We start from the raw sequence: 19,012 nt of genomic DNA on the forward strand, positions 1-19,012 counted from the left end.
TGATGACTAACAAACATGAGAACTTCGCATTTCAGACATATTCCAAGACGAAATCGGGCCAGAGGCTTGACATCTAAATTAAAATTGCACTCCACGAGATTTAAACTTGCCTTAGCAGAAGAAAACATTGAAAAGCAAAGCAAAGAATCTATTGCTGCCTGGGAAACCATGGTAAAGTTATTTGAGATACTTCGCGGGGAACAGGATCTAGGGAACTTGGCATCTGAGCCGATGGAAGCAGGAACCGGATACTTGGTTATTTGCGACTCCATAGATGAACAGCTTGCCATGATGGAGCAGAAAAAATTGACCGCACTAGGTCTACAACTATCAGTCTCCGCAATGCCCTTAATAAGATTGCCCACTGGAAGAATACGACTTTTCGTGTCGATGGAAGAGGCGCTCATTACATACTACAAAGTGGCAATCAAACTCAAACCAAATGGGTGGCTGAAATCCACATAGCCAAATTATGTAAGAATTGCGCAACTGCAATTGCGGCGATCACAGGGTAACAGGGCTCTTGCCAGTTACAATAACGTTTGGGCGAAGGAGTGGCGCATGCTATACAGCTTTCCCATTCGATTCAGACGCACTATCTATCTAGTTAACCACCCTGGCCAACGCTGACATCAACGCAATGCAGACGTGTGAGAAACAAGAATCTCGCCCTAGAGTATCTATTTAAAGCCAGCGCTTATGATATGACTATCCGAGCGCTGGAGACTTATTACGGCACGATGAGAGGCTCTGGGCCTTTTTTTATCCAGGCTTTTAGCTCCTCAAATTCCGCAGAATTTAGATCTGGGAACAGTGTTTTGTTGATGCCAATTGTGGTTTCTTGGATCGTATAACCAGGAAATTTTTCACCCCCACTAGAGAGGGTAACTATCTCTTTAGAAAACTCTTCAAGCCCTGCATCTAGAGTCTTAAAAAATATTCTGCCGCGAGAATTTACGCCGTACCCCCCTTGCATCAATCTAGCTACTCTCGGGATTGTCATTAAGTCCGCGATAGCATTGTACACTCTTTTCTCAGTTACCACTTTATCGTTTGAAGGAGGCTTGGGCTTCAAAACGTCGAATGCATTACGATTACCATAAAGAGCTGCAATTCCGCAAAGAGTTATTAAATTACCTCTCTCAACTTGCGATCGATCCGCAATCTCTCCAATTTTTTCCAGTATAGGACGCCTTTTTTCTTTCTTCAGTCTTTGAAATAGGTTTTCTTGCATATACTGGACTAATGGCGCGTACCTTTTAAAGTCGCGAGGCTGCTGATCTGAAGCAGCAATTGCGCTAAGAAGCGTTTCATTTTTAAAGAAGTCCTTATCAACCTTTGCATTCTTGAAAAAGTCTGGAAAATAATCGAGCTCTTTATTTATACCCTCAAAAGCCTCTTCCGTTGTCTGAGGCAACCCTTTATTTCCCTCAAGCATAGCAAACATCAAGCTTATAGTTACCCCTTTGCGATCCAAGGACTTAATCCTTGAAATTTGCTCCGGCTTCAGATCCTTAAAATTATCCTTGATTTTTCCGATGATATTTCTATCAATCATGTAAATTATTCCGCCCACTCACAGCTCCCTTTTTTGTTAACTTCCAGTATTCCGCTAATTGTCAGTCTACAAATTCGCCCAAGTTTTATATTTTTGCTTCAGTATGAACCACGTAGGTGAACACAAGACTACAAGCTCCGCCCGGTAGCTGCTGATCAGACGACTTCGTTGATCTCCGCTTCTGCCGGCTCTGCAGCACTGGGTGTGACCAGGTCAAGACTGCCCTGCTCCTGTGTAGACAGTACCTTGGCCAGAAGCGTGTCCGTCGTGAGATTGTCGTACCTGTCCTCAAGGGTTTTCCGTAAGCGCATCAGGCGAAGGTTGGCAGTGCTCACCAGAGTGCCGTAGGTGGTAGCCCTCACCTGGCCGTAGCTACGAGATTCATCACCCACTGTTTTGGACGTACTCACCCCGGCGGCGATCGACTGACCAACTACCCAAGCCGTGATGAACGGAGAGCCATTGACGTAGCCTGATGCGGCGATGTCCTGGACATACCCGTCGGCCTGGTTAACCTCATTACGATTGAGTTTGAAGCCGCCTTTCTTGAGCTCGATCAGCAGGATGTTTTGCATCTGGGCGACTGACGCATCCTGCGGATCGAACTGTTCGATACCTACCAGTTGGGCAGTAGCCCGGTCTGGCAGCACCACGATGTCAGGCCGTTTCCGATCGTTGATGAACGAAGCTTCCCCATCCCCCCAGAGCTGCTTCGCCACACTTTTCAGGGTCATGTTCGAGCAGTACTCCACTGACTCGAACTCTGGCCCGAACAACCAACGAGACCGCAGTATCAACGGATGCAGCGTGTGGAGTTCATCCGTCTCAGGATCCTCCGCCAGCCTGGTGATCGCCTCGATGACGCTGAGCCGGCCATCAATCTCATCCAGCACACGCAAGGCGTCCTTGACTGACCAATCGGCTAAAAGAGAGTCCAAGCCCTCAATGTCCGTCGCAGGAAGGTTGGCCAGCTTGTGAAGCAGCGATGCCCCGCTCTTGGATTTCTCAAGGTTGATCACGGCTTTCACCGCCGTGGCGAGAAACTCCGGGGACACCATGGGGTGAGCCTGGGCAACTGCTTTCGTGAAGGCAGTGACTTCGAGTTGGGCGCCGTGCCCCAGCGATTTGAGCTCTGACCGATTCTGTACCAACGCATCTTCTGAAGTGGCTTCCACAACCTCAGCCGCCAACTCATCCGCCACCTGGCCGATGCATTCTGCGGCGGCCTTGTACAGCTCTTCGACAGCGGGCGTTGACTGAAATCCTGTCCAGTCCTGAATCACATGCCCCTCAAAGCCCTGGGTGTCTACGATGACCTTATAGCGTTTGGCGAACCTTGTGCGGCCATCGAAGTTCGCTACCTGGCCGATAACCCACGAGGGATTACCGACGAGTCGGTGCTCAACCCAGAACGCCACACCTTGGTGGATGGAGGCATGGTTCTGCTGCGTGGAGTCGATGACGATGACTTTTGCTGTGCGCCCATCACTCAGCTTCAAAGTATGCGAGCGAGCATGCTGCTCAAGCTTGGCGAGGGTCAGCGGTGTGCCATTGACTCGAATTTGGAAACTCGGGTCATGAATGAACCTTGCGGCCAGCACCGTGATGATTTCATCCACATCCGGCATCTTGCGGGTAACCGACACGGACAACCGTGTGCCCGAACCCTCTCGCTCACCAAACTCCTCGGAGCGCACCACAAAAGGACTGGGCCCGGATTCGGTACCCACGATGAAGGTGCTGAGCTTGCCATCGCGCCAGGTTTCTACCTGGTACTGGTCACCGAAGCAAAGAAGGCCATGCCGACCAACCCCGTTGCGACCATAGGCCTTCCTGGATTTGCCGTTCTTGCCCTTGGGAAACTCAACCTTGGAGCTCTGATGCTTGAGACGGTCGTACCGAAGCGTCATCCAGCGTTTGCTGAACTGCTGAGCTGTCATTCCGTGACCGTCATCAACCACGGTCAGCGTCCCGCCTGGCTCAGTGGGTAAAATCAGGTCGACACTGCTCGCACCGGCATCCCAGGCATTGGCCACAAGCTCAGTGAGAGCCACCTGCGGTACGTGTGCGACGGGGCCCAACTCTCGGAGAAGATAGTCCTCCTCAAACAACGACAGATGACGGGTTTGGTCGGACATCGATTCCCTCCATGGATGGGTGCGCGCTGGCCAATTGCCAGACAGTAGCAGATGCGAGCAATCCTACCTGATTGGCTTGCTGAGCTAAATCCGGGAAGATCACTTTCCGAATACCCCGAAATCAGCGATCACGCGGTGCCGCACTCACCACTTAGCCTTTGTTTAGGCCAGGGAAAAAACACTGAGCTAGAGCCCCAAATCGGCGGCGAAATGCTCGTTACGATTCTGTTCGACCTGCTGCCCTGTCGCATCCGCGCTGGACTGCTTCAAAGCGTCGGGGGTCGAAGCTGCACTTTTCACCGCCAAGGCCTTACGCATCCACCCGCCTGCAGAATCGAATTCTCTCATCATGGCCGTGAACTCATCATCACTCAGTGCCATAGTCGCCGTCAGGCCAGCATTCCAGCAGCGCCTCCCGCAAAATCGGAAGCGCTTCTTGCCCGGCAGTGCTGCAATACAGACGGGTCAATTCATCGAAGCCGGCACTGCGCTTGTAGCCTGATAACGCCTCCCTCAGAATTCCGCTTAGGGAATCCCCGTAGACCTTCCAAGCCATCTCCCACATCAGCTTCTCTACATCACCGTCCAACTCAAACCTCGCGTCTACTTCGTCACCGCATCGGGCGGTTTTCAAACGAGCCAACCATTTACCCAGTCCAAGGACGATCAATCATGCATGTAGAATTCGATCTCAACGGAAACGATCTAGAAGCCCTTCTAAGGCACTGTGAAGCGTTTAGACCTGACAGCGGCGACCCTCGGGAGGATCAGCGTTTGGCAGACGCGCTAGAGGCTCTGGAGGAAGCCCTGAGGGATGCTAATGCATCACGATAATGCACCGGGCTGGCACTGGAGATCAATTTATCGATAACCAGGGCTAACGGTGCCCATCCCACTGGCTGAACATGCCGGGGTGAGCTCAGCCAACATAGCCGGAATTGATGAGACGGGTGCAATTCCAGGCGGAGCGATTCACTCAAAAAAAATGTGGGAATCGCGGTCGTTTGTATTCAAAGCGTAAGCAGGGCCTACGGCCCTAAAAACCGATCTCCCTGAACGCCCCCCGCTCCATGCGGCAAGGCAACCTAAAGGCGAAAACCGAAAGGCAAAACCGGTATCACTCAGTGCCGGGAAAGGGATTGCACGAGCATGCAATCGGGCCGTGGCACCACCATGCCGTCATCCAAAATATGGCTATGATTCAGAGCGGAGCGGCATCGGGCTGCTCAGCATTCAGGAACGCAGCGTATGGCAAGGATTCGTCGACTTCAGATCGAGAATTTCCGTTCAATCCAACGCCTGGATTGGACTCCTGCCCCGGGATTCAATTGCCTGGTTGGCCCTGGCGACAGTGGGAAGTCCAGCATTCTCGATGCTATCGACCTCTGCTTGGGCGCCCGCCGCAACGCCCCCTTCGGCGACACTGATTTCTACCGGTTGGATGTTACCCGCCCGATCCTGATCACGGCGACCATAGGCGACCTGCCCGATGACCTGATCAATCTGGATAGCTACGGAGATTTCCTACGGGGCTTCGACCCTGTCAATCGAACCCTGGAAGACGAACCGCGCTTCGGTATTGAGACCGTCCTGACGCTACAGCTTAAGGTAGAGAGTGACCTGGAGCCACTCTGGCGGCTCTATTCTGAGCGTGCACACCAACAGGAGATTGAGCGCAACCTTGCCTGGAAGGATCGCGCTCGAATCTCACCAGCTCGTATCGGCAGCTACGCCAATACCAATTTGTCATGGAGTCGCAACTCCATTCTCAATCGCCTCACTGATGATCGGCCTGCTCTGGGCGGTGCGTTGGCAGCGGCGGCGCGGGATGCCCGCAACAGCTTCGGCGTACAAGCCGGCGCGCAGCTTGAACAACCACTTCAAATCGTCACGCAGACCGCCATACAGCTTGGGGTTCCAGTGGGCGCATTCACCCAGGCCCTACTGGATGCGCATTCTGTCTCAATTGGTGATGGCGCCATTGCCTTGCACAATGAGCAAGGTATTCCCCTGCGATCGTTGGGCACGGGATCATCTCGTCTACTCGTCGCTGGGCTGCAGCGCCAAGCAGCCCAGGCAGCGTCTATCGCTTTGGTTGACGAGGTGGAGTTCGGTCTGGAACCGCACCGGTTGATCCGCTTCATGGATTCTCTTGGTGCCAAAAACAATCCTGAACCGCTGCAGGTGTTCCTGACTACCCACTCCCCAGTAGCCCTGCGAGAACTCTCAGGCCATCAACTCTTCGTCGTTCGCTCTCTCGCCAATCACCATGAGGTACTCCAGGCCGGCGTCACCGATGACGTGCAAAGCACACTTCGAGCAGATCCTGAGGCATTTCTGGCCAGGCGCGTGGTGGTGTGCGAGGGAGCCAGCGAGGTGGGGCTGATGCGTGGCCTGGATCAGTACTGGGGCACCTTGGGTTATCCCTCTTTCCTGGCCCTCGGTGGAGCATATGTCAACGTCAATGGGGGCAGTCCCGACAGGGCCTACCAGCGCGGCTCCGCACTGCTAAGCCTTGGCTATCAAGTGCTCGTCATTATCGACGCAGACAAGCCCGTGACCCCTGAAGTCCGGAACGCTTTCCTGGCTGCAGGTGGGCAGTCTGCGACTTGGGGACAGCAGAGAGCTCTAGAAGATGAGCTGTTCGCAAGCTTGCCGCATCATGCAGTTGATCGGCTGATTACCCTGGCGATAGAAGTGCGGGATCGTGACCTGGTGGATAGCCACATACGCGATCGCTCTCAGAATGCATTGAATCTTGAGGCGATCCAAGGGTTTCGGGAGCGAGGTGTTCCCTATGCTCCACCTACGCTAACCTCACTGGGCCAGGCGTCTCGCATTCGCAATAATGGTTGGTTCAAGTCAGTGACAACGTACGAGTTCATTGCCAAGAACATCATCGGCCCTGAACTGAACGCTTCTCACCAAAGCCTTCAAACGACCATCAATTTGATCAGGGGCTGGATACATGCCGCCTGAGATCACACTGTTCGATTTTCCTAGGGGATCAGTCACCGCGCCGGCGGGCTGCGGCAAGACCCAGCTGATCACAGATACCTTGGCTCAGCACAGTGGCCCCAAACCCATTCTGATCCTCACACATACCAACGCCGGAGTTGCAGCCCTCCGCGCACGGATGGCTCGGGCCAGAGTAGCACCGACCTCATTTCGAATTGCCACGCTTGATGGCTTCACCATGAAACTTATCAGCAGGTTTCCAGGCAGAAGTGGGCACAATCCTGCAATCATGCAACTGGCTAATCGAGCCACTGACTACCCGGCCATCCGCGCAGCTGCCCTCGGACTACTGAGGGCGAGACATCTTGATCAGGTATTGCGGTCGACCTATTCACATGTGCTGGTCGACGAGTACCAAGATTGCAACCAGGTGCAGCACGCCATCATCACCTGCTTGGCCGGCACGTTGCCGACGTATGTCTTGGGCGACCCAATGCAGTCGATTTTCGACTTTGCCCAGAACAGGTTGGTCGACTGGAATACCGAGGTTCTTCCGGAGTTTCCCGCTATAGGAGCGTTGACCACACCATGGCGATGGCGACTCGCAGGCGCGGAGAATTTCATTGCGCACTCACGCACCTCACTCCAACTGAGCCGTTTGAAGAACTGGGCTAATGCCACAGTTTCCTCGTGGCTCATTTCGGCATCCGCCTGACGGCCCTCGACCTCGAAGGTCACGGTGACATCTCTGTGCTGGGTCAGCTTACTCATAAGGGGGCTCCATTTATGCCTAGCGCCAGTCTGGCGAGGTTAGACAACGAGGTTGTTCAATAACTTAATTGGCCACTTCCAAAGCGCGTTGGCCACAGATGCCTGTAAGGGGGGTGTACCAAGCCCTCACCACGAGAGACTGTAGGAATTAAATGCAGACGTCGTGATTAATTCGCATGAGCATAAGTACTCGATGGCCTACCTGCATTCAGCCTAGGCCGGATTGATCATGATGATTCAGAGAGCTCATTTTGATGAGCTTCGCCTCCGCTGCTCGTAGCTTTGCTGTGACGCCAGACCACATCACCACTAGGGTCGAGATCTTTTCACGGCTCGCCTGCAGCTCATCCCCCAGTTCCGCAAGCTCGCTTTCGAGCAGGTCGCAGCGTTGCTCAAGGAGTTCTTCGCGGCTGAAAAATGGTTCGATGAGTCTGTCACTGGCGTGGTCGTGCATACGCTATGAGCCCTAAATGCGATAGGAGTACAAATGTTCTCCTGGAAGAATAAAGGCGACCACTGTATATTTCAACAGTACCTACTCAACCACTGAGCGGTTTGATCGACCGTGCTGGTATGCTGAAAACCGACTCCGCTGGAGGACGTAGGCATCAAATGCTGGGATACGGGCACCAAGGAAGATCCAGAATCATGCGTGATGATCATCTCGATGCGAGGAAGGCCTCATGGCACTGAAGTCGTCATTTGCTGTCGTGCTGCGTGCGCTGCGCAGCAAGCGGAATATCACCCAACGTGAATTCGCGGATACAACGAGCAGGACATACCTGTCGAAGCTAGAGAGCGGAAAATCCAGCATCACCTTGGACAAGCTGGAGCAACTGAGCGAACGGCTTGATCTTTCGCCGCTGGCGTTGCTCGTTTTGACGGTTAGTGAGGAGACCGGTGAGCCAGCGGCAGCTTTACTCGACAAGTTAAGGGTCGAGCTGCGCGAACTGGCCCGTGATGGAGGCGTGCCTGGCCTTAAGGCATTGGTACCCGTCCCCGAGGTAACTACATCTCCAACCAGGATGCAGCGCCGACCTTCCAGACCGGCTGCCGGGCAAACAGAGCTTCCCTTCTAGGCTGATGCCTTGAAGATGCCAGGCCCCTTCTGTTGACGCTCATATCGATCAGCTTGGTTGATTCTGAGTGATCAGTTCTACCCCGTTATCCAACAGTTCCCGCAGAAAGCTATCTCTGGGTTGTGTAGCCTGGCTCGCGTAGTGAACGACCGCTGCCGCGATTGCTGCCGCCAAACGTCGTGCTTCAACACGCTTGAACGTTGAGATTTTTTCCATGCTCTCGCGTCCATGGATGAAGGCGCTACGCAAATCGAACAGCTCGGTATAAAGGCCAGCAGCTGAAGCATCGTCCAGGATCGATGCCACTCGTGCCCCCACTCGTCTGGTGGCCCACCATCCCGGGTGGTGAAGATTCCGGGCCCTACGATCGTGATCAGCATGAAGCCCCAGAGCAGCCTCAATCGTCGTCATATGAGCCATGAACTCATCAATGCCGTCGGATAGAAATGCCCTCACCAAAAAATGCATGATCGGTGGTTTCAGCAGATCGGATCTGAGGGCGGTTTGGAACCTGTTCCATCGCTCCTGACAAAACTGAGACATCTCGCGCTCCGCAGAAGCTGTCAGCGGGAACTCGATAGGACGCTCTGTTTCAACACACTCTCCGTATTCATTTGTGTAGATATGCGGCTGCCATGCAAGGGAATCTGCGTCAGGAGGCGGCGCCGGCGGGACGAACAAGTCATCGTTCCGGGTGTAAATCCAAGGCACTCGGAAGCCACGCCAATCTATCTCGTTCATCGTTGACCATCGTTCCCAGGGAGCTAGCAGTAGGAAAAACAAAGCTGTCTCAACCGCTTGGGGAAAGCGGCCTTCGTGGGGGTCGATAGCACCATTGTCCCTATCCATGAACCCGAAAAAATCCGGTAATGCGCGCCTCCCGGCGCTTTCCGCGACAGGCCGGTTTTCCTTGACCACAAGCCAGTGAAATTGCGACAGCCGAGCAGCTTCGAGCGAGCGTTCTGGATAGTGCCTGGCGAGCCTAGGCAGATCGAAAAGCGCTTCGAGATCCGCTTTACTGAATCGCTCAAGCTTGATCGGGCCGAATTCGAGGGATGGCAAATCCTCTGCGTAATCAAGCGGACAGATGTGCGTGTAGCCCGCGTGCGTCTGCCTGAAGGCTTTATCGATTGCCTTTGCAGATACCACTACATCGCCAATGTTTCCCTGGCCCCCTTGAGCCTGTAAGCACGGGGCGCCAAGAGACCTCAATGCATGATTGAGTGCGAAAGTACGCCCAAGATTACGATCTCCTCCCTCGTACAGATCAGCGCAAACCTGCTCAAGCCGCTTGAATTCAGGTTCTGCAAAAACTCCATTCTGAGAGCTGCGTATGCTCCACAGATCACACATGGCTTGAAAAAGCCTGTCATCAACCTCTGCCATTTCAGTCCTCCATTGACTTCGCGCTAGATGTTACCACTCACCTCTTCAATGGATTCAAGCTAGGTCTAAACAGCCAAGTCATGCGAGCGTCAGCGCGCTCACGGCCTTGGTAGGCCCCGGTCTTGGCTCGTTGCTGAAATTAGCTTCGTATTTAGCGAAGCCTCCCTTTTTAAATGCTCAATTTCTCACTGCTCCTCATACGGGCATGCTTAACCACAAACATTAAGTGGCAGCGGAAATGAATCATCACATTGTTATCGTAGGGGGCGGCTGGGGCGCACAGGACGGGCACAAATCACGCTCGTAGACGCCAACCTCACCCACATCTGGAAGCCACTGTTCAAGCTGGTGGCTGGGTTCGCCATGACCAGGTCTCGGCCCCGGGTGGAACACGCAAGCTCGACAAATTCACCTTCGCGCCGACCTGGTCACCCGCCGGGCCAGACTTCTGGGCTCGTCCGGAAATCCGTCTGTACTACACCTACGCGCTGTGGAACAAAGAAGCTCAAGCCGCCGCGTCCGAGCTGGTAGCTGGATCGGCCTTGTCGAACACTGGTGCCTTCGGCACAGATAGGCATGGCTCCAATTTCGGCGTACAAATCGAATACTGGTGGAAGTGATCCCTAAGACTGAGCCGTGAAAAGTCACCACCAGGTGACCAGCAAAATAGGCCTGGAAACGCCATTGATTTTTGTGGTGGATTTCCAGGCATATTATTTCTAAAGGAAATTGTTACTCAGAAAGCCCATGTGGGCAGTCCTGAATAGGATCAGCTATCTCTCCAGATCCGCATGTTACTGACCTGATCGGCGCAGCGATTTATCCGACCCAGTAACTTTGCCGGAATTCTTTTGGACTTCCCTACGTATTTGCTCCTGATTAACCTCGTCCATAGCGGCTTTTGATTTCAAAAACCCCTCATACTCCCACTCTATGTAGTCCTTTAAGACCTGCGGAATATCTTGAATTTTGCTCACATCAAGATCGCCGACCTCAAGCTTCGTCGCCTTGTTGGTTTCTTCGAAGCCCCAGCCAGGACTCAGAATATAGAAGTAAATGAAAGGCAGCTTAAAAACCGCAAAATACCGATGGGGGTGATCAAAGAATCTTATGTCTTGAGATCCAACAGAGCGTTCTATCCCATACGTGTGCGCTATGGGAAGCCCATAAAGTGGTGGCTCCCCGTAGAAAGGAGCAAAACAAATGGTAGAACCACATCGATTGTTCAAAATATCTTGTTTGGACGCTTCTAAGAAAGCGTCTACAACTGCCTTATCTTCATCTGTTCGATTGTTCCCATCGTCCTTGGTAGTGAGCAAAGCCCGCCAAAAAACAGACAATACAGCCAGTTTTATTTCTTCGCTAATTACCACTACTGAATTTTGCTTTCGGTAGTTTGCAATTTTTTTGAACAGACCCTCGGCAAGTTTTTTCTCCCAGGCGGAAAGCTTCCCTTCGCAGCCCCCGCACAAAAGATGTTTTTTTGGCCCATCCTGGTGTCGGACATTGACGTCCCTTGTGTCCCTTATGAAATTTGTACTTGACGTCTGCTTGAGCCAGTCATAAGCAAATTTAGGAATGCTGTGAGATTCTTTCAGTAGAACATTTTTGCCATCACACAGCGCGCAGTCTCCTAGGACACCGCCCTCTGCTGCCATATCCAACTCTTTCTCAGTGGTGTTACTTTCCATTGGCGAAATTTTCCCTTGAGTCCTATCTGTTGAGGTTCGCTAAAGCCAGACATCTGCGTTGCTAAAGCAAGCACTGGTGGCATGAGACGTCTATACCTAGTTGCCGAAAGTAGCTGAAGAGACATGACGATATCAGCTAGCCATCTTGGAGGCTAGGAAACCGAGGGAGCAAGCGGCTTTTGCAGGAAGGGAATACTTCGAGGGGCTACAGAAAGGCTAAGAGCCTGGAGCCGACGATATCGACTCCAGCCTATGGAAGTGTTATCGAGCGCCGTGCTCTTCTTCCCAAGCTTTGATTGCATCACCAGCAACGCGGAAGGCAGCCAAGGCCAGCGGCACGCCAGCGTAGATACCCGCTTGCATCAGGACGGCACGAATTTCGTCCTTCGTTACGCCATTGGTGAGAGCACCTTTGACGTGAACACTGAGCTCATGGTGTTGGCTCATGGCGGTCAGCATCCCGATGTTCAGGAGGCTGCGGGTCTTGAAGGGGAGCGTGTCATCACCCTAGATGGCGCCCCAGCAGTACTCGGTGACGAGCGCTTGCATCGGTTTGTTGAAATCGTCGGCGGCTGACCAGGAACGCTCTAAGTGGGCAGCGCCCAGTACAGCTTTACGGTTGTTGAAGCCTTTTTCGAACAGTTCGCTGCTCATGGTATTTCCTCTGTAAATGCAACGCTTTGAAGCGCCTGATGCGACTGTGTTTGGGTGTATGTAGCCCGGCTAGAGCATCCAATACCCGCCATACGTAGAACGCGCTGCTGTGAACTATTCAGGTAGGCGCATAAAAGTCCTTAGCGCAGGTTCGGTGGCGCCGTGTACATTACGCCCCCCTGTTGGCGGGCCACCACAGGCCAAGGCTTGTAGTGAACAACAGGGGTTACCAAACCCGGCGAATGGACGCTGGTTGCTCAATTTTTGACTGGATGGGTGACTCACATGGATCTGGATCAGATGCGACAGAACGCTCGGCATGCTGCTGCAGCGCGTATTTTTGCTGCTATGTCTTCAGAGGAAAAAAGCGAGCAGTTGCTCGCTCGAATCCAAGGACAATCCGATGCCCAAATCGATTTCGGTGCACGCTATGAGGGAGTGCCAGCTGACCAACTGGAAATCTATCGTGCCATGGTCAGAGGCCAAGACAACGCGTTCAACCAAGAGCTCAGCCTTGTCCACAATCTGCTGCAACCTGGTGATGTGATTCTCAGCACGGGAGACACCTTCGGAGCTAAAGTCATTACCAAGGGGCAAAAATTCGGCTATGAGCATGCGAGATCAAGCCATGTCGCGCTAATGCACGCAGAGTTCGTATGCGTCGATGCGATGCCCAGCCTGGGAGTTTCCAATAGGCTAGTGTCGGAGGTGTTGACTGATGTGAAGCCCGGTTGGCGTGTAATCCGGTGCAGGAAACTGGGCTCAGAGCACATGGACAGAGTCTATCAGGCCTGTGCATTCTACTTGGCACAACCCTACAAAATCCTGCCGTCTAAGAAGCCGATGAAAGCTGCTGCATATTGCTCGGAGCTAGCGCGGAAGGTCTTTCTCCACACCGGCATCACGGGTATTGGCATTCCTAACGACCGCGTGTTGAGCCCGGGGAAATTTGATGAATTAGCTGACAATCATCCCCAATGGGAAGATGTCACCGAACAGGCCAAGCCTGCGATCGAATTCTGTATGAAATACCCCAAGTTGATGGGCATGACCACTCGACTCATGACCGAAGGCCTCAAGCTAAACCGGAAGCGCTTCGAAGAAAGAAAAGCTCAGATTAAGCAAATTCAACTGGCGGCCAGCAAAAACGCAATTTCCAAAGAAAAGGCGAAGGAACTGATCAAATCCATCCGCGAGATTGAAAACACGATGAACCACAAATTCTGGGACTACACGAAGTAGTTCCGGCTGGCAGGACATCTATTGACAAGCGCTGTAGCACAGCGACCGAGTGCATGATTGCCGTCGATTGGGCCTACACCTGGCGCAGTCGAACCCAGTGAGAATATCTACACCGTCCTGATGTCCTAAGGGCAAGCCGCTCACGCCTGCGCAACTATCCTGGCACGCATCATGTTGATGAGCTCACGCAGGCCCGGCGGCATTTGACGCCTCCCAGGGTAATACAGGTAGTAAGGCGGCTCTATCGGCGCCCAATCCGCAAGCACTACCTGCAAGCGCCCGGTATCGAGATACGCTCGGATGCGCTCCTCGGGGCAATAGGTGATGCCTCGATCGGCCAGTGCCATCTGTATCCCAAATTCGGTTTCATTGACACACAACTGGCCTGGCACATCGATCACCCGGTGATCACCCTCTTTCTCAAAATCCCACCGGTAGATGGTGCCCTGCCCTGTTCGGATCTGGATGCACTTGTGATTGAGGAGGTCTTCCGGGGTTTCCAGCCGAGGGCTCTGATTGATGTACCGTGGTGACGCGGCGGCAACCCATCGGATACGGTCACTGATCGCTACCGCGATGAAGTCTTCCGGAATGGTTTCCCCGTACCGCACACCTGCATCGAATCCTGCAGCGACGATGTCCACCATTCGGTCATCAATCGCAATTTCAACGGACACGTCAGGATAAGCATCCAGGTAAGCCGGGAGGTGCTTGGTGAATAGCAACCTGGCGCCATCGCTCAGAACGTTAATGCGTAAACGTCCAGATGGTCGATCACGATGCTGATCCACTTCTGCCAATGCACCTCCTATCTCCTGAAAGCCAATGGCCAGACGTTTCGCCAGGGTTGTGCCTGCTGCCGTCGGTGAAACAGTTCGATTACAGCGCTGTGAGCGATGAGTTGGAAAGAGGGTTGCTCGTACAAGCTGGCGGCATCGAATGGAGCACTCAACTGGAGATCCGCTCGTACTGCTCGCTCTTGAACCAGAACCCTACGATGAGAAGCCTCTGGGATACGCTGGATAACGCTTCGCATGGAGCGGATCACTTGTGAGTTTCCTAGAGCTCAATACGTCCTGCCCAGTACGGAAAAGACAGCTCATGCTCCTCGTCGAGCAGTTCCCTAGACTTTAGACATGTGATCCGGCCCTTTCCGATTCCCACAACCTGTTGCAGTGGCATGCACTCCAGTTGACGCACTGATCATGGCTCAGCAGAGCAGTCGATGTATACTCAGTGATCAATCACTAGAGGTGCTATATGTCCCGTCTCGTGGAATTTAGAAAACTCGAACAGCAACTCGCTCAGCAGCTCGCCGAGCTTGAAAGCCTCAAAAATGACGAAGGTCTTAAGAAAGAAATTGAGTTTGAAAAGAAATTGCGAGCGCTACTCGCCGAGTATGGCTTTAGCCTTCGCAATGTCATTGACCTGCTGGATCCATCGGCCTCGCGTCGCGCTGCCCCCGGTGTAGAGAAGACCTCCCGCAAACCACGGCAGGTTAAAATCTACAAAAATCCGCACACTGGCGAGCGCGTCGAGACCAAGGGTGGCAATCATAAAACCCTCAAAGAGTGGAAAGCCAAGCACGGCTCAGAAACTGTGGAATCTTGGGTCTCCCACTGATCGCCAGCACAGGCACTCTTGCCGCGCGGCACAGCAGGGGCAGCACTTGGGCTGCCTCTGGACTTTCAAATGATCAACCTAAGAGGCACCCACGCGCCACACTTCAGCTAGTGAGCGGTTTGATTATTGCTAGAAGGAGGTGCGCTGCCCTCGCCTGCCTTCATAGTCTCCACTTGCGAAATCGCCAGCACCGATAGCCCACCCTTGGTGGTAGCAATACGTCCTAGCGCTCCAACCACCTAAAGCGTTTCCGGATTTATCAATCGTAGGGAAATTCCTGCTCTGGATGGTTGCTCTGGGTCTCAACGGTCTCGACCGACTGGATCGCCTCGGACGACTCAGATTTCTCCTGATTCACCTCAGGGCCGAGGCCATAACGAGCTCCAATCTCCCCGGCTACCCTGCGGTGCTCTGCCGTGGACTCGTGAAAATGGATCTCAGTTTGGAAGGCCGGCCACTGACCGGCCTGGCGGATCAAATGAACCATTTCGGCTTCTACTGTTTCGACGTCGATGCAATTGCCCTCAATGGAATCGGTATGACACCAGATATCCATGGCTGCCGTGGCAAAATGCCTACGCCATGCGTAACCGTGGTAGCCATTTTTACCGTCAGCCTTCCACCCCATACGTAGACGGTTTCCCATCGACTGTTTGGTCATTCCCACGTACACAGGATACTGATATCCCTCTGCACTGATCACGTAGAGCTTTGGTAATGCAGATGTGGCCAGGCCAGAAAATTTCTCTTTCTTGAGGGGGCACAGAACTTTAAATGTCGTCGCATCAAATTCAAGCGTGTACCGCCCCAAATAGATCATTTCCATACGATTTCCTTCACCATGATCAGAGTTTCAGAGCACCAGGTTAACGTCTAACCCGTAGAGGCTGTACCAATGACTTTTCAGCAACAGCCTATTTAGACAGCCGCCCCGCAACCGACTGGTGGAATTCCATCCCAAACAGGCATCTGCATCTTATCTATCAATGCATCATCAACCACAAACGCCAAGCTATAGCGTGCACGGGTGATCGCCACGTACAGCTTGTTTCTCGACTCTTCCGTTTTGTCCTTGTCGAACGCCGTATCATCACCGCCCAGGTACTTGAGATGTTTCTCCGGTGAGACAATCAGTACACGGTCGAAACCAAGCCCTTTGCTTGAACCAAAGGTGTGACAGGACAGATTCGGCGGCAGGTAGCCCTTGCCCATCAACGATGACCACCGCAACACTTGGGGCTTAAACGTAGCGAGATAATCGCTCACCTGCGATGGCTTGATAACAAAAGCACCGTAGTGATGCGAGACCTCATCAGGAACTTTCTCTACCTCTGACTTCGTCTTCTCATAGAGGCCAGGATGGATCGTATCGGATAGGTCGCAGATCTCCTGAATGCATCGTCGATTCTTTGGCAACGAACGTGGTTCGAACTTCAAACTCTGGAAATACTTGATCTTCTCCAGCGGCGTCTGAGGCGCTTTTTGGCCGAACGTGGTCGTGTAAATCGTTTGACGGAAATCGCCAACGCAGCAAATTGAATCCGGCATCACCTTACTCAGCGCTTTGATGACGTCGTAATCCCACCCCACCAAGTCCTGAACCTCGTCAAAAAAGACTCGCTGATAGATGTCCTTCAACCGCTTGGCCGGGGAGTTCTTCGACGCAGTCGCAATTCTCGACGCTAGTTTCGCGAGTAGGCCTGTGTAGGCTTTCGTCTTACAAGAGGTCAGGTAATGAAGCGGGTTGAGGTCGCTACCGATCTTCTCTCCTCTATTCGGATACCAATTCTTCGTACCCGGCCTCAGGTGAGGGTTCTGCTCCGTGAACATTGTGGTAGCGATACGCTCAGAGAACACAACGTTTTGATAAGGCCTCACCAGATCTTCCAAGTAGAACGTGAACAGGCCTTTGACGACAAAGTCATCACTGCTACTGCCATACACCGCCACGAAGCGAGAACGCAGCTCCGCTTGGTTGCTCGTCGTGTAAGTGACGACCAAGACGCGCCCACCCGCCTTGATCACTTCGATAGCGTCTTCAATGATTTTGTGGGTTTTGCCCGACCCGGCTCCGGCGATCCAGAATTCATTAGCCAAAGTCGAACACCTCATCCAGAAATGCCGGATACTTGAAGTCTAGGCTCCCATCAAACAGCTTGATTGCCGAATCGACCTTGCGCGCACCCTTGCCATTACCCTTCACACTTCGGAACCAGTCGATCAGAAATTCCCGCCGCTTATCTAGGCCGTCCACCTCCATGCAGAGGTTATAGGTTTGCTTCGAGAGCACCGCCTTAGCGAAGGCATTCAGCGTTTTCAAGTCAGTCGAGTTGGCATGGATCATCGCGGGCTCAAGCGAGAATTCCTCATCTTTGCCTGAGGAGACGAGCTTGATATTTGGGTAGGGCCTGTAGACTTCACGGGCCTTCACGACGTTGCCCTGGTAATCACCATCGTTATCCCTGAGCACGTTAATCCGGGTGCCAATCTCCTTGCCTACAGATATGAAGGTATCGAATCCGACCCCGCGTACCACAATGATGTCGATGCCGTCCTGTTCTGGCAGGCGATCATGCTTGCGGTAATAAATCTTCTTGAGCACCAACTCGTCGGAGGGCCCCTCAACCAGGATGACCTTACGCGACAAGGCCACGCGCAACGTGTCATAGCCTGGCAACCGCTTGAGGGTTTTGACAACATCGGGATCCAGCTTGTGAAGACGCTGGTAGCCCGATTGCACAAGGCAGATCTTGTCGATGCTCAGCTTGTTGAGCACGTATGAGCTGTGAGTCGTCAGGAACAGCTGTTTGGTGCCACGCTGCGTCTCGATGTAATGCACCAGCTTGTTGAGGTTGGTGTGCGAGAGATGGTTTTCCGGCTCCTCCATCATCACGAGGTCGATGTCCTTCGACTTGTTCTGAATGGCGAGTTTGATCTGCACATTGCTCTGCTCACCTTTCCCGATAAACTGGAATGGCACATCATCCACCTCAAGCTGCAGCCCGGTCTGGATAGACCCAGCTGGCAAGGTGCTCGCTGCAATGGAGAGCTTCTTGTCAGTGATCAGGTGCTCTGCATCTAGACCCGCATTGACCGCTTTGACCTCACCCGATTCGTTGAACACCTGCTGGTTCTCGCGGTAATTAAGGGTCAGCTTGATTAGCTCTTCCTTGTCCAGCGCGGTGTTTAGGATGGTCGAGATGTATTGGTTTTTCCCCAGAGTGGGATGGATGCGGGTTGGATCGATGTACAACGCCCTGAATTTCTTGGCCACCGCTTTGATGGGGTTCCACCCGAAATCCAGCCACTCCAGCTTGTAGAACTCGACCGGAATGCTCGTGAAGTTCGGCTTCGTCTTCAGGTGTTCGGCATAAGCATCCTCAAGGGAGGCATCGAAGCAAGCCTGCACCGTGACGCCCTGAGCATCCACCTTCAAGAAGTTGTTCGCGCCACGATAGTCAGGCACGCCCTCGATGAACGCCTCGATGACCAAACTAGGCAGGTGCTTGGCCGATTTGTCGGAAGCCAAGAACTGCTGGACAGAGTCCGTATTAAAAATGTCTGGTGTGAACTCGGTGCCGAAGGCACGGCCACGGTAACTGTAGTTAAGAACGATTTCCAACGCCTCTAGAATCGTACTCTTACCAGCATTGTTATCGCCGACAAAGATATTCACGTCATCGTTGAATTCAAGATGATCATCTTTGAATTTCTTGAAATTGGTCAGCTTAATCGATTTAACGCGCACTCTAAGTCCCTCTAGGCACCGCCAAGTAATGGCCCAACGCCATCGTCGCAAAGACATTACATTGCCGTTCTGACAGTGTCTATCCGAGACTAGGACTCGTCCCCCAGCGTTGATGCAAGGCATCCTTCGCGCAGTGCGCTCCTACACCATACTGCTCTATGCCC

Annotated in this window: 16 protein-coding genes and 4 pseudogenes; 8 read left to right on the forward strand and 12 right to left on the reverse strand. The window is 53.1% G+C overall.

Annotation, left to right across the window (positions count from 1 at the left end; genetic code table 11):
* Positions 1-15: 15 nt before the first annotated feature.
* A complete protein-coding gene (locus ACIPIJ_RS11825; RefSeq protein WP_401076565.1) occupies positions 16-465 on the forward strand; it encodes a hypothetical protein in 450 nt (149 codons plus the stop codon).
* A gap of 265 nt (positions 466-730) precedes the next feature.
* Here the strand turns inward: ACIPIJ_RS11825 and ACIPIJ_RS11830 are convergent, their stop codons facing one another.
* The 3 genes from ACIPIJ_RS11830 to ACIPIJ_RS11840 form a co-directional block, all read right to left on the reverse strand.
* Complete coding sequence (locus ACIPIJ_RS11830) at positions 731-1,576, reverse strand: hypothetical protein (protein WP_401076568.1); 846 nt, start codon at positions 1,574-1,576, stop codon at positions 731-733.
* A gap of 137 nt (positions 1,577-1,713) precedes the next feature.
* On the reverse strand, positions 1,714-3,696 hold the full coding sequence (locus ACIPIJ_RS11835; RefSeq protein WP_191087641.1) for an ATP-binding protein: 1,983 nt from the start codon (positions 3,694-3,696) through the stop codon (positions 1,714-1,716).
* 367 nt (positions 3,697-4,063) lie between these two features.
* Positions 4,064-4,330 carry a hypothetical protein gene (locus ACIPIJ_RS11840; protein WP_401076571.1) on the reverse strand — a complete coding sequence of 89 codons (267 nt, stop codon included), beginning with the start codon at positions 4,328-4,330 and terminating at the stop codon, positions 4,064-4,066.
* 614 nt (positions 4,331-4,944) lie between these two features.
* On the opposite strand from ACIPIJ_RS11840, the gene ACIPIJ_RS11845 reads away from it, so the two are divergent.
* Positions 4,945-6,675: an ATP-dependent endonuclease gene (locus tag ACIPIJ_RS11845; RefSeq protein ID WP_191087638.1), complete on the forward strand. Its 1,731-nt coding sequence runs from the start codon at positions 4,945-4,947 to the stop codon at positions 6,673-6,675.
* Positions 6,665-7,273: pseudogene (locus tag ACIPIJ_RS11850) on the forward strand (UvrD-helicase domain-containing protein); the annotation flags it as partial. The gene ACIPIJ_RS11845 and the pseudogene ACIPIJ_RS11850, both read left to right, overlap by 11 nt.
* A gap of 360 nt (positions 7,274-7,633) precedes the next feature.
* On the opposite strand, the gene ACIPIJ_RS11855 reads toward ACIPIJ_RS11850, so the two are convergent.
* A complete protein-coding gene (locus tag ACIPIJ_RS11855; protein WP_191087636.1) occupies positions 7,634-7,879 on the reverse strand; it encodes a hypothetical protein in 246 nt (81 codons plus the stop codon).
* Between the two features lie 229 nt (positions 7,880-8,108).
* Between ACIPIJ_RS11855 and ACIPIJ_RS11860 the strand changes: the two genes are divergently transcribed.
* Entirely contained in the window at positions 8,109-8,504 is a 396-nt protein-coding gene (locus tag ACIPIJ_RS11860; RefSeq protein ID WP_191087635.1) for a helix-turn-helix domain-containing protein, read from the forward strand.
* 48 nt (positions 8,505-8,552) lie between these two features.
* On the opposite strand, the gene ACIPIJ_RS11865 is transcribed toward ACIPIJ_RS11860, so the two are convergent.
* Positions 8,553-9,890: a hypothetical protein gene (locus ACIPIJ_RS11865; protein WP_191087634.1), complete on the reverse strand. Its 1,338-nt coding sequence runs from the start codon at positions 9,888-9,890 to the stop codon at positions 8,553-8,555.
* A gap of 258 nt (positions 9,891-10,148) precedes the next feature.
* On the opposite strand from ACIPIJ_RS11865, the pseudogene ACIPIJ_RS11870 reads away from it, so the two are divergent.
* Together ACIPIJ_RS11870 and ACIPIJ_RS11875 are read left to right on the forward strand one after the other, a co-directional pair.
* Positions 10,149-10,245: pseudogene (locus ACIPIJ_RS11870) on the forward strand (hypothetical protein); the annotation flags it as partial.
* A gap of 7 nt (positions 10,246-10,252) precedes the next feature.
* Positions 10,253-10,510, forward strand: a pseudogene (locus ACIPIJ_RS11875) (carbohydrate porin); the annotation flags it as partial.
* 174 nt (positions 10,511-10,684) lie between these two features.
* On the opposite strand, the gene ACIPIJ_RS11880 reads toward ACIPIJ_RS11875, so the two are convergent.
* The 3 genes and pseudogenes from ACIPIJ_RS11880 to ACIPIJ_RS11890 all read right to left on the reverse strand — a co-directional run bounded on the left by ACIPIJ_RS11880 (position 10,685) and on the right by ACIPIJ_RS11890 (position 12,235).
* Positions 10,685-11,581, reverse strand: coding sequence for a hypothetical protein (locus ACIPIJ_RS11880; protein ID WP_401076575.1), 897 nt, complete (start codon positions 11,579-11,581; stop codon positions 10,685-10,687).
* A gap of 261 nt (positions 11,582-11,842) precedes the next feature.
* A pseudogene (locus ACIPIJ_RS11885) lies at positions 11,843-12,070 on the reverse strand (carboxymuconolactone decarboxylase family protein); the annotation flags it as partial.
* Between the two features lie 18 nt (positions 12,071-12,088).
* Complete coding sequence (locus ACIPIJ_RS11890) at positions 12,089-12,235, reverse strand: hypothetical protein (protein ID WP_401076577.1); 147 nt, start codon at positions 12,233-12,235, stop codon at positions 12,089-12,091.
* 285 nt (positions 12,236-12,520) lie between these two features.
* On the opposite strand from ACIPIJ_RS11890, the gene ACIPIJ_RS11895 reads away from it, so the two are divergent.
* The gene (locus tag ACIPIJ_RS11895) at positions 12,521-13,477 is read left to right on the forward strand and encodes a hypothetical protein (protein WP_191087631.1); all 957 of its coding nucleotides are present in this window, start codon (positions 12,521-12,523) and stop codon (positions 13,475-13,477) included.
* A gap of 140 nt (positions 13,478-13,617) precedes the next feature.
* Here ACIPIJ_RS11895 and ACIPIJ_RS11900 read toward each other — a convergent pair whose 3' ends face one another.
* Complete coding sequence (locus ACIPIJ_RS11900) at positions 13,618-14,268, reverse strand: LysR substrate-binding domain-containing protein (protein WP_224372553.1); 651 nt, start codon at positions 14,266-14,268, stop codon at positions 13,618-13,620.
* A 469-nt stretch (positions 14,269-14,737) separates the two neighbouring features.
* Here ACIPIJ_RS11900 and ACIPIJ_RS11905 point away from each other — a divergent pair, with 469 nt between their 5' ends.
* Positions 14,738-15,100 carry a histone-like nucleoid-structuring protein, MvaT/MvaU family gene (locus ACIPIJ_RS11905; RefSeq protein ID WP_401076580.1) on the forward strand — a complete coding sequence of 121 codons (363 nt, stop codon included), beginning with the start codon at positions 14,738-14,740 and terminating at the stop codon, positions 15,098-15,100.
* A gap of 259 nt (positions 15,101-15,359) precedes the next feature.
* Here ACIPIJ_RS11905 and ACIPIJ_RS11910 read toward each other — a convergent pair whose 3' ends face one another.
* The 3 genes from ACIPIJ_RS11910 to ACIPIJ_RS11920 form a co-directional block, all read right to left on the reverse strand.
* A complete protein-coding gene (locus ACIPIJ_RS11910; RefSeq protein ID WP_197884329.1) occupies positions 15,360-15,926 on the reverse strand; it encodes a hypothetical protein in 567 nt (188 codons plus the stop codon).
* Positions 15,927-16,018: 92 nt separating this feature from the next.
* On the reverse strand, positions 16,019-17,197 hold the full coding sequence (locus ACIPIJ_RS11915) for a UvrD-helicase domain-containing protein (RefSeq protein ID WP_401076583.1): 1,179 nt from the start codon (positions 17,195-17,197) through the stop codon (positions 16,019-16,021).
* On the reverse strand, positions 17,190-18,848 hold the full coding sequence (locus ACIPIJ_RS11920; protein ID WP_401076586.1) for an ATP-dependent nuclease: 1,659 nt from the start codon (positions 18,846-18,848) through the stop codon (positions 17,190-17,192). Before ACIPIJ_RS11920 ends, ACIPIJ_RS11915 begins: the two co-directional genes overlap by 8 nt.
* Between the last annotated feature and the right edge of the window lie 164 nt (positions 18,849-19,012).

The sequence above is a fragment of the Pseudomonas sp. NPDC087185 genome (assembly GCF_044744955.1).
Classification (GTDB): Bacteria; Pseudomonadota; Gammaproteobacteria; order Pseudomonadales; family Pseudomonadaceae; genus Aquipseudomonas.